Origin of the sequence: Streptomyces sp. NPDC058955 (genome assembly GCF_042741435.1) — a bacterium.
GTDB lineage: Bacteria > Actinomycetota > Actinomycetes > Streptomycetales > Streptomycetaceae > Streptomyces.
This window is the reverse complement of sequence record NZ_JBHYKM010000068.1, coordinates 22,583-33,147: the sequence shown is the minus strand read 5'-3', so window position 1 is coordinate 33,147 and position 10,565 is coordinate 22,583. Positions and strand designations below refer to the sequence as shown.

7 protein-coding genes are annotated in these 10,565 nt (G+C 74.5%); 3 read left to right on the top strand and 4 right to left on the bottom strand.

Annotation, left to right across the window (positions count from 1 at the left end; genetic code table 11):
• From ACFW1I_RS24060 to ACFW1I_RS24050, 3 genes are all read left to right on the top strand, one after another.
• On the top strand, positions 1 to 798 hold a 798-nt coding region (locus tag ACFW1I_RS24060), incomplete at its 5' end, for an SDR family oxidoreductase (protein ID WP_384673378.1).
• Entirely contained in the window at positions 798 to 1,562 is a 765-nt protein-coding gene (locus ACFW1I_RS24055) for a glucose 1-dehydrogenase (protein ID WP_384673375.1), read from the top strand. The genes ACFW1I_RS24060 and ACFW1I_RS24055, both read left to right, overlap by 1 nt.
• Positions 1,559 to 2,473 carry an alpha/beta hydrolase gene (locus tag ACFW1I_RS24050; RefSeq protein ID WP_384673372.1) on the top strand — a complete coding sequence of 305 codons (915 nt, stop codon included), beginning with the start codon at positions 1,559 to 1,561 and terminating at the stop codon, positions 2,471 to 2,473. Before ACFW1I_RS24055 ends, ACFW1I_RS24050 begins: the two co-directional genes overlap by 4 nt.
• 72 nt (positions 2,474 to 2,545) lie before the next feature.
• Here the strand turns inward: ACFW1I_RS24050 and ACFW1I_RS24045 are convergent, their stop codons facing one another.
• The 4 genes from ACFW1I_RS24045 to ACFW1I_RS24030 form a co-directional block, all read right to left on the bottom strand.
• Entirely contained in the window at positions 2,546 to 4,165 is a 1,620-nt protein-coding gene (locus tag ACFW1I_RS24045; protein WP_384673369.1) for a flavin-containing monooxygenase, read from the bottom strand.
• Positions 4,162 to 5,724: a FadD3 family acyl-CoA ligase gene (locus ACFW1I_RS24040; RefSeq protein WP_384673366.1), complete on the bottom strand. Its 1,563-nt coding sequence runs from the start codon at positions 5,722 to 5,724 to the stop codon at positions 4,162 to 4,164. The genes ACFW1I_RS24045 and ACFW1I_RS24040 overlap by 4 nt, the downstream gene beginning before the upstream one ends.
• Before the next feature lie 173 nt (positions 5,725 to 5,897).
• On the bottom strand, positions 5,898 to 7,346 hold the full coding sequence (gene argG, locus ACFW1I_RS24035) for an argininosuccinate synthase (RefSeq protein WP_031008160.1): 1,449 nt from the start codon (positions 7,344 to 7,346) through the stop codon (positions 5,898 to 5,900).
• Positions 7,347 to 7,454: 108 nt separating this feature from the next.
• A complete protein-coding gene (locus ACFW1I_RS24030) occupies positions 7,455 to 10,541 on the bottom strand; it encodes a glycoside hydrolase family 3 N-terminal domain-containing protein (RefSeq protein ID WP_384673363.1) in 3,087 nt (1,028 codons plus the stop codon).
• Positions 10,542 to 10,565 lie beyond the last annotated feature (24 nt).

Sequence of the window (10,565 nt, the reverse complement as noted above, 5' to 3'; positions counted from 1 at the left end):
GCCCCCGCCCCCCCCCCGCGCCCCCCCGCGCGCGCGCTCGCCGGCCCGCCCCCCCCGGGGCCGGGGCGGGGGGGGGGCGGGCCCCCCCCCCCCCCCCCCCCCCCCGCGGCCGGGGCCCGCGTGCTCGTCACCGACGTCCTGGAGGAGGAGGGCCGCGCGCTCGCCGGCGAGCTGGGCGACCGCGCCCGGTTCGTCCGCCACGACGTCACCTCCGAGGACGACTGGCGCGCGGTCGTGGAAGACGCGTCGCGCACCTACGGCCGGGTGGACGGCCTGGTCAACAACGCCGGGATCTCCGGAGGCTCGCACGCCCTGGAGGAGCAGACCGCGGAGGCGTTCCGCCGGGTCGTCGACATCGACCTCACCGGGGTCTTCCTCGGCCTGCGGACCGTGATCCCGGCGATGCGGGCGGGCGGCGGCGGCTCCGTCGTCAACATCTCGTCCGCCGCCGGCCTGATGGGCCTGGCCCGCACCGCCGGATACGGCGCGGCGAAGTGGGGCGTCCGCGGCCTCACCAAGATCGCCGCCGTGGAGCTCGCCGCCCACCGGATCCGGGTCAACTCCGTCCACCCCGGCATGATCCACACCCCGATGACCGCCCACCTCGGCATCCCCGGCGGCGCGGGCGGATACCCCGCCGCCCCCATGGGCAGGGTCGGCGTGCCCGAGGAGATCGCCGCGGCGGTCGTCTTCCTGCTCTCCGACGCCGCCGCGTACGTCACCGGGGCCGAACTCGCCGTCGACGGCGGCTGGACCGCCGGCCCCACCTTCGAGACCCCCCTCCAGGAGGACCGCTGATGCCCGTCGACCTGACCGGGAAGGTCGCGCTGATCACCGGCGCGGCCCGGGGCATGGGCGAGGCCGAGGCCCGCCTCTTCACCTCCCTCGGCGCCCGCGTCGTCCTCACCGACGTCCGCGAGGTCGAGGGAAAGGCGACCGCCGCCTCCCTCGGCCCGGCCGCCCGCTTCGTCCGCCACGACGTCACCGACGAACGGTCCTGGACCGCCGCCGTGGCCGCCGCCCTCGACGCCTTCGGTCGGCTCGACGTCCTCGTCAACAACGCCGCCGTCTACTCCACGTCCCCCATCGTCGACGAGGACCCGGCCCGTCTGGACACGCTCCTCCGGGTCAACCTCGTGGGCCCCTTCCTCGGCATCCGCGCCGCCGCCCCGGCGCTCCGGGAGAGCGGCGGCGGCTCCATCGTGAACATCTCCTCCCAGGCCGGGCTCCAGGGCATCTGGGGCCACGGCGCCTACGGCGCCGCCAAGTGGGGGCTGCGCGGACTGACGAAGACGGCCGCCCTCGAACTCGGCCCGGACGGCATCCGGGTCAACTCCGTCCACCCCGGCGCCATCGCCACCGCCATGACCGCCCACCTCGGCACCTCCCACCACCCCGGCGCCCCGCTCGGACGCGTCGGCCGGCCCGAGGAGGTCGCCCGGCTCGTCGCCTTCCTCGCCTCCGACGACTCCTCCTACCTCTCCGGCGCCGAACTCGCCGTCGACGGCGGCGCGTCCGCCGGCCGCATGCCCCTCCTCCCCGGCAAGGAGACCGACGAGTGAACGCCCCCACGCCCGAGGTCCGCGCCCTCATCGACCAGGCCGCCGCCCAGTTCCCGCCGATCGGCACGACGATGACCGACATCGCCGAGATCCGCGCCTTCTTCGCCGCCCGCCCCCGGCCCGCCGTCCCCCCGCTCCCCGTCGCCCGCGTCACCGACCGGGACGCCGACGGCGTGCCCGTCCGCGTCTACGAGGGGGGCGCCCGGCCGGACGCCCCCGTCGTCGTCTTCTGCCACGGCGGCGGCTTCGTCCTCTGCGACCTCGACAGCCACGACGCCTTCTGTCGGAGCATCGCCGCCGCCACCGGCGCCACCGTCGTCGCCGCCGACTACCGGCGCGCCCCCGAACACCCCTTCCCCGCCGCCCCCGAGGACGCCTACACCGCCCTGCTCTGGGCGGCGAGGACGCACCCCGGCCGCCGGCTCGCCGTCGCCGGGGACAGCGCGGGCGCCCACCTCGCCACCGTCCTCACCCTGCTCGCCCGCGACCGCGGCGGCCCCCCGATCGCCTTCCAGGCCCTCTACTACCCGATGCTCGACCCCGCCCGCCGCCGCCCCTCGCACCGGGAGAACGCGCAGGGCTGCTTCCTCACCGAGGACCACCTACGCTGGTACTGGGACGCCTATCTGCCCGACCCGGCCGACCGCACCCACCCCCACGCGGCACCGCTCGGCCACGCCGACCTCGCCGGCCTCCCGCCGGCCCACGTCGTTACCGCCGGACTCGACCCGCTGCGGGACGAGGGCATCGCCTACGCCGAGGCGCTCACCGCCGCCGGCGTGCCCGTGGAGCACCACCACCATCCGGGCATGTTCCACGGCTTCCTCTCCATGGCCGGCGCCCTGCCCGAGGGCGCCGAGGCCCGCACGGCCGCGTTCGCCGTCCTCCGGGCCGCCCTCGAAGCCTCCTGATCCGCCCGCACACCCGCGACCCCGCCCCCACCCGACCGGTGGGAGCGGGGGCGCGGTGCCGTCCGCGGCGGATCACCCCTTGATCAGGTCGAACCCCTCGTACCCCGCCTCCGCCACACCGGCGATGATCTCCCCGTACACCCCGAAGCCGCCGATGAACGGCATGAACACCCGCGGCTTGCCGGGGATGTTGGCCCCCTGGTACCAGGAGTCGGCCGCCGGGAAGAGGGTGGCCGCGGCCCGGTCCCGGCACTCCGCGACCCACCGCTCGACGGCCTCCTCGCGCGCCTCGATCGCCCGGTAGCCGTGCGCCTCCAGATGGCGCAGGCAGTCCGCCAGCCAGTCGACGTGCTGCTCGGCGCAGAGCACCACGTTGGCCATCACGGACGGGCTGCCGGCCCCGGTCAGGCTGAACAGGTTCGGGAAGCCGTCCACCCCCAGGCCGAGGTACGTCCGGGGGCCGGCGGACCAGTCGTCCTTCAGCCGCCGCCCGCCGCGCCCGCGCACCTCGATCCGGTCGAGCGCGCCCGTCATCGCGTCGAATCCGGTCGCGAACACCAGCGCGTCCAGCTCCACCAGCGTGCCGTCGGACAGCACGACCCCCCGGGGCTCGATCCGCTCGATCGGGTTCGCGCGCAGACCGACCAGGTCCACGTCGGGCCGGTTGAACGTCGTGTAGTAGTCCGAGTCCGTGACGATCCGTTTGGTGCCGATCGGGTGGTCGGTGGGGACGAGCAGGTCCGCGACGGCGGGGTCCTCGACGAGCCCCCGGACCTTCTCCTCCCAGAACGCCCGCGCCGCGTCGTTGGCCGCCAGGTCGGTGAGCTGGTCGGGGAAGGTCTTGGAGTACAGCACCCCGCCCAGCTCCCAGCGCTCCTCGAAGGCGGCCCGCCGCTCCTCCTCGGACACCTCGAACGTCCCCGCCGGGTGGGCCTGGTGCGGCGAGCCCCCGCCGCTGAGCCGCGAGAGGCGCCGCCGCTCGGCGTAGCCGGCCTTCTGCCGGGCCCGGGTCTCCTCGTCGAGCGGACGGTTGCCGGCCGGGACGCTGTAGTTGGCGCTGCGCTGGAAGACCGTCAGGTGGGCCGCCTGCTCGGCGACCAGCGGCACCGCCTGGATGCCGGACGAGCCGGTCCCGATCACCCCGACCCGCAGCCCGGTGAGGTCGACGCCCTCGTGCGGCCACGCCCCCGTGTGGTGGACCGACCCGGCGAACTCCGCCAGCCCCGGCAGGTCGGGCCGGTGGGCGGCGGAGAGGCAGCCGACGGCGAAGACGCAGTACCGGGCCGTCAGCGTCTCCCCCCGGTCCGTGCGGACCGTCCAGGTCAGCGCCTCCTCGTCCAGCTCGGCCGAGACGACCGAGGTGCCGAAGGAGTAGGAGCGGCGCAGGTCGAAGCGGTCGGCGACATGGGCGAGGTAGCGCAGGATCTCGGGCTGGGTGGCGTACCGCTCGCTCCAGTCCCACTCCTGCTGGAGCGCCTCGTCGAAGGAGTACGAGTAGTCCACGGACTCCACGTCGCAGCGGGCGCCGGGGTAGCGGTTCCAGTACCAGACCCCGCCCACGTCGTCCCCGCGCTCGAAGCCGCGCACGCGGTGGCCGAGGCCGCGCAGCCGGTGCACGGCGTACAGGCCGGTGACACCGGCCCCGACGACGATCACGTCGACATCGGTGGGTGCGGTGGTGCTGTCGTTCACGTTCGTGCTCCTCGTCCGGTGGTGGTGGTTCCCGCCAGCCGTCGCAGCGCCCCCTTGTCGACCTTGCCCGCCGCGTTGTGCGGGAGGGCGGGGAGCGGGTGGAAGGCGCGCGGGGTCTTGAAGTTGGCCAGGCGCTCGCGGGTGTACGCGGTCAGTTCCGCGCCGTCGATCCGGGCGCCGGCCGCGGGGACGCAGTACGCGACGCCGACCTCGCCGAGCCGGCCGTCGGGCGCGCCGACGACCGCCGCGTCGAGGACGGCCGGATGGGTCCGCAGGACCTGCTCGACCTCGGCCGGGTACACGTTGAACCCGCCGACCACGAACATGTCCTTCAGCCGGTCGGTGATCCGCAGGAACCCGCGCGCGTCCAGCACGCCGACGTCGCCGGTGCGCAGCCAGCCGTCCGCGTCGACCGCCTCGGCGGTGGCCGCCGGGTCGTCGAGATAGCCGCCCATCACGTGGAAGCCGCGCGTCAGGATCTCCCCCGGCTCCCCGGGCGGCGCGTCGATCCGCAGCTCGGTGCCCTCCAGCGCGGTGCCGGAGGTCCGCGCCAGCGTCTCGGGCGACTCGTCCGGCGGGCAGATCGCGACCACCCCGGTCGACTCCGTCAGGCCGTAGGCGGTGGAGACGGCCCGGGCGCCGAGGCCCGTCCTGATCTCCTCGATGAGCGCGGTCGGGATGTTCGCCGCGCCCGTGACCGCCATGCGCATCGCGCTCAGGTCGTAGGCGCCGCGGTCCGGGTGGTGGAGCAGCGAGGTGAAGACGGTGGGCGCCCCGGTGAGGACGGAGATCCGCTCGTCCCGCATCCGGCCGAGGACGGTCCTCGCGTCGAAGACCCGCTCCGGGACGATCGTCGCCCCGTGCAGCAGGCAGGCGAGGACGCCCGCCTTGTAGCCGAAGGTGTGGAAGAACGGGTTCACCAGCAGATAGCGGTCGCCGCGCCGCAGGGTGACCGTGCGGGCCCAGGCGTCGTACACGCGCAGGTTCTGGCCGTGCGTGCTGGGGACGCCCTTGGGCCGGCCGGTGGTGCCGGAGGTGAAGAGGACGTCGGCGGGGTCCTCGGGGCGGACGGCGGCCGAGCGGCGGAGCCGCTCCGTCGGCGTGACCCGGCCGGCGGCCGCGAGGAACTCCGGCCAGTCCCCGGAGTGCAGCGCCACCGTCCGCTCCAGGAGCGGCAGTTCCTCGCCGGACCCGGCGAGCAGCGCGCGGTAGTCGGTCCCCAGGAAGTCGTGTTCAGTGAACAGCAGCCGGGCGCGGGAGCGGCGCAGGATGTCGGCGGCCTCGGCCGCCCGGTAGCGGGTGTTCACCGGCACGAGGACGGCGCCGGCGGCCACCGCGCCGAGCGCGGCCACCACCCACCGGGCGCTGTTCGGCGCCCACACGGCGACCGCGTCGCCGGGGCGCACCCCCTGGGCGATCACCGCCCGCGCCGTCTCGTCGACGCGGTCGCGCAGCTCCCGGAAGGTCCAGCGGTCCCCGCCGAAGACCAGGGCCTCCTCGTCGCCGTACGTCCCGGCGGCCCAGTCCGCGAGCCGGGCCAGAGTCTCAGCGCCCCTCATGATCCGTCACGACCTCCTTGCGTGGCTTCACGACGGAGGGGAGCCTCGCAGGCGGGGGCGGCCCGGCGCAGGAGCCGTTTCCCGCTGACCGGGAAGAACGGCGCCGAGGGGACGACGCGAAGGAGGGGCGGCCTGGGCCGCCCCTCCTCGGGTGTCGCTCGGAACGCCGGAGACTAGTCGGTGCCGGTCTCCATGGCGGCGCGGTCCAGCGCCGTCTCCTCGCTGTCCGGGGTCTCGCCGCGCGAGGCGATCGCCTCGGCGCCGCCCTCGGGCATCGCGCCGATCAGACCGGTGGCGGCGGCCTGCGCGGCGCCGATGGCCGGGCTGCCGGCGCCGATGAGACCGATGCCGGCGTACTGCTCCAGCTTGGCGCGGGAGTCGGCGATGTCCAGGTTCCGCATGGTCAGCTGGCCGATCCGGTCCAGCGGGCCGAAGGCGGAGTCCTCGGTGCGCTCCATGGACAGCTTGTCCGGGTGGTAGCTGAAGGCCGGGCCGGTGGTGTCGAGGATCGAGTAGTCCTCGCCGCGCCGCAGCCGCAGGGTGACCTCGCCGGTGACGGCGGCGCCGACCCAGCGCTGGAGCGACTCGCGGATCATCAGCGCCTGCGGGTCCAGCCAGCGGCCCTCGTACATGAGGCGGCCGAGCCGACGGCCCTCGTTGTGGTACTGGGCGAGGGTGTCCTCGTTGTGGATGGCGTTGACGAGGCGCTCGTAGGCGGCGTGCAGCAGCGCCATGCCGGGGGCCTCGTAGATGCCGCGGCTCTTGGCCTCGATGATCCGGTTCTCGATCTGGTCCGACATGCCCAGGCCGTGCCGGCCGCCGATGGCGTTGGCCTCCATGACCAGGTCGACGGCGGAGGCGAACTCCTTGCCGTTGATGGTGACGGGGCGGCCCTGCTCGAAGCCGATCGTCACGTCCTCGGCGGCGATCTCGACGGACGGGTCCCAGAACCGCACGCCCATGATCGGGTCGACGGTCTCGATGCCGGTGTCCAGGTGCTCCAGGGTCTTCGCCTCGTGGGTGGCGCCCCAGATGTTGGCGTCGGTGGAGTACGCCTTCTCGGTGGAGTCCCGGTAGGGGAGGTCGTGGGCGACGAGCCACTCCGACATCTCCTTGCGGCCGCCGAGCTCGGTGACGAAGTCGGCGTCCAGCCACGGCTTGTAGATCCGCAGGTGCGGGTTGGCCAGCAGGCCGTAGCGGTAGAACCGCTCGATGTCGTTGCCCTTGAAGGTCGAGCCGTCGCCCCAGATCTGGACGTCGTCCTCCAGCATCGCCCGCACCAGGAGGGTGCCGGTGACGGCGCGGCCCAGCGGGGTGGTGTTGAAGTAGGCCCGGCCGCCGGAGCGGATGTGGAAGGCGCCGCAGGTGAGCGCGGCCAGCCCCTCCTCGACCAGCGCGGCGCGGCAGTCGACCAGGCGGGCCACCTCGGCGCCGTAGGTCTGGGCGCGCCCGGGCACCGAGGCGATGTCGGGCTCGTCGTACTGGCCGATGTCGGCGGTGTACGTGCAGGGGACGGCGCCCTTGTCACGCATCCACGCGACCGCGACGGAGGTGTCGAGACCACCGGAGAAGGCGATGCCGACGCGCTCGCCGACGGGAAGGGAGGTGAGAACCTTGGACATAGAAAGAGTATGCATCAATCCGCATGGCTATGCAACGCCATGCCCGGGTGACCGGACGGCCCCGGTGGACCGGCCTCCCTCGGGGCGCCGGTCCACCGGGCCCCGCCCTCAGCCGGCCGCGCGGTAGGCCGCGGTCAGCCTCGCCACCGCGCCCGCCGGATCACCGGAGAGCAGCCGGTGGTCGGCCTCGGCGAAGGGCTTCGCCACCGCCTCCGTGACCCGCTGCCCGATGCGATCCTGCACCAGCAGCCGGGCCCGGGCCACCAGACGCCGCGCCTCGGGTGAATCGCCCCGGCCGGCCGCCTGGAGCACCCGGGCGGTGAGCCCGATCGCCTTCAGCGCCGTCTCGCCGCCCTTCGGCGCCGCCGTCAGGGTGGTGAGCCCCCAGCCGTACGGGAACTGCGGGTCGTACGAGGAGTCGCCGACGTTCACCGGGAGCTGCGCCTCCGACCTCGGCCAGGTCACCGGGAGCTGTCCGGTGAACGGCACCCGCCCGTAGAGCACGTCGGCGACCCCGTCGCCCTCGGTGCCCGGCAGCCAGGAGGCCACCAGGGCGTCGATCCCGGGCAGCCGGTCGCCGATCAGCTGGGGCCGGCCGGAGACCACGAGCACCGCGCACGGCATGGCCGCGCAGACCCGGTCCACGGCCGCCTCGTCGGCGGCGCTCAGCTCCAGGTCGTGCCCGTTGCCGACGTCCCCGACGCCCTCCGCGTACGGCGTCTCGCCGACCACCACGACCCCGGCGTCGTACCCCTCGACCGGCGCGGACGCGTCCTGGGACCAGGTGAGCCCGGGCGCGTTCTTCCGCATCCCCTCCAGGATCGTCGTGCCGGTGGTCCGCTTCCCGGAGGAGCCCTGCCAGCTGATGGTCCAGCCGCCGGTCTGGTTGCCCAGGTCGTCCGCGTTGGACCCGGCCACGTACACCTTCTGCCCGGGCTTCAGCGGCAGCAGCCCGCCGTCGTTCTTCAGCAGCACCTGCGAGGCGGCCGCGGCCTCGCGGGCCACCGCCCGGTGCTCGGCCGAGCCGACCGAGGAGAGGTGGGTGGTGTCGGCGTACGGCTTCTCGAAGAGCCCGAGGCGGAACTTCTGGGTGAGGATCCGGGCCACGGCGTCGTCGATCCGGGAGGCCGGGATCCGGCCCGCCTCGACCTCGGCCATCAGGGTGCGGGTGAACTCCTGGTAGTTCGTCGGCACCATGATCATGTCCAGGCCCGCGTTGACCGAGGTCCGCACGTCGCTCGGGTAGTCGCCGGGGATCTGGTCGATGGCCTGCCAGTCGCTGATGACGAAGCCCTCGAAGCCCATCCGGTCCTTCAGCACGCCGTTGATCATCTCGGCGTTGGCGTGCATCTTCACCGGTCCGTGCTCGTCCCCGATGACGTCCAGCGAGGAGTACGAGGGCATGACCGTGCCCGCGCCGCGCTTCACCGCCTCCGCGAACGGGGCGAGGTGGACCGCCTCCAGCTCCTCACGGGTGACCCGGGTGACGCCCTGGTCGATCGTGTACGAGCCGGTCGTCGACGAGCCGAACTCCGTGCCGCCGTCGCCGACGAAGTGCTTGGCGCTGGTCAGGACCTTGTCGTTGCGGTCGAGGTCCTTGCCGTTCCGGGCGCCCTGCATGCCCTCGATGACCGTCTCCATCGCGGTCACCAGCGCCGGGTCCTCGCCGAACGCCTCGTACGACCGGCCCCAGCGCTCGTCCCGCGTCACGCACAGGCACGGTGCGAAGTCCCACGGCACGCCGGTCGCCCGCACCTCCTTCGCCGTCACCGCGCCGGTCCGGGCGGCGAGCGCCGGGTCACGGGTCGCGCCGAGGCCGATGTTGTGCGGCATCACCGTCGCCCCGGCCACGTTGTTGTGCCCGTGCACCGCGTCCACGCCGTAGATCAGCGGGATCTGCAGCCGGGTCGCCCGGGTGCGCAGCTGGTAGCCGTCGACCATCCGCGCCCACGCCTCGGGCGTGTTGGGCGAGGGCACCGAGCCGCCGCCGGAGAGCAGCGAACCGAGCGCGTACCCGGCGATGTCGCCGGGGGCCCGCAGCGCGTTCCGCTCGGCCTGGGTCATCTGCCCGGCCTTCTCGGCCGGGGTCATCCGGGACAGCAGGTCGGCGACCCGCCGCTTCACCGGCAGCCGCGCGTCCAGGTACGGCAGCCCGTGCGCGTCCACCACGACGACCGGCTGCTCGGCGGGCGCCTTGGCGCCCTCGACGGTCAGCTCCACCGGGATCGTCTCCGCGGCCTCGCCCGCACCGTCCCTCAGCGTCTCGACGGTGATCGAGCGGGTGGTGCCGGAGGGCGTACCGGCGGGGAAGACGAGGCTGCCGGCGACCGGCCGGTAGTCCTCGCCGGCCCCGGCCGGCCCGTCGTCCTTCGTCGCGTAGGCGACGGTGACGGGCCGGTCGGTCGGCACCGCGCCCGTGGTGTTCACGGTGACGTCGATCCGGGCGGCGGACCCCTCCGCCACCGGGTGCACGGCGGCCCCGGTGACGACCTGCGTGGTCAGCGCGGGGTCGGCCGTGCCGTACAGCTCGATCGCGTCGAGGGCGAAGGAGCCCGGCGCGCCCGTCGGCAGCGTCAGCGCGTACCCCCACATCCGGTCCAGGCCCGGGACGTGGTCGATGCCGCCGACGGGCTGGTAGTCGGCGCGGTACTGGAAGGAGGAGAAGGGGAGTTCGACCAGGTGCCAGCCCTCCCAGTCGTCGGTGAAGGAGGTCGTCCACAGCTCGGACGCCTCGCCGTTCGCGCCGCCGTCCTTGAGCTCGAAGTGGATCCGCCTGCCCGAACCGGGCGGCAGCGGCGCGGTGTTCTGTCCGTACCACCAGAACCGGATGCCGCCGTGCGCGGTCCAGTCCTGGGCGGGCCGGTCGAAGGCGAAGTCGTGGGTGAAGCCGCCCCAGCCGCTGATGCCGTAGCGGCCTTCGAGGACCCTGTCGCCCTCGGGGGCGTCGGCCCGCTCCACGAGCGTGAGCGCCGGGTGGTCGTCGGCGTCGCTGCCCCAGGTGAAGATCCCCTCGGCGGGCGGGTCCGCGAACGGCACCTCGCCCTCGAAGCGGTCGACGACCCGGGGCGCCGGGTCGTCGGCGGCCGGCGCGGCGGAGCTGGGCGCGGCGCCGACGAGCCCCGCGATCAGGGCGGTGGCGGCGGTGGCGGCGAGCCCTCGGGCGCGCGCTCTCCTGCGGTGGTGCTGGTGCGGCATGCGGTCTCCTGGAGACGAGGGGGG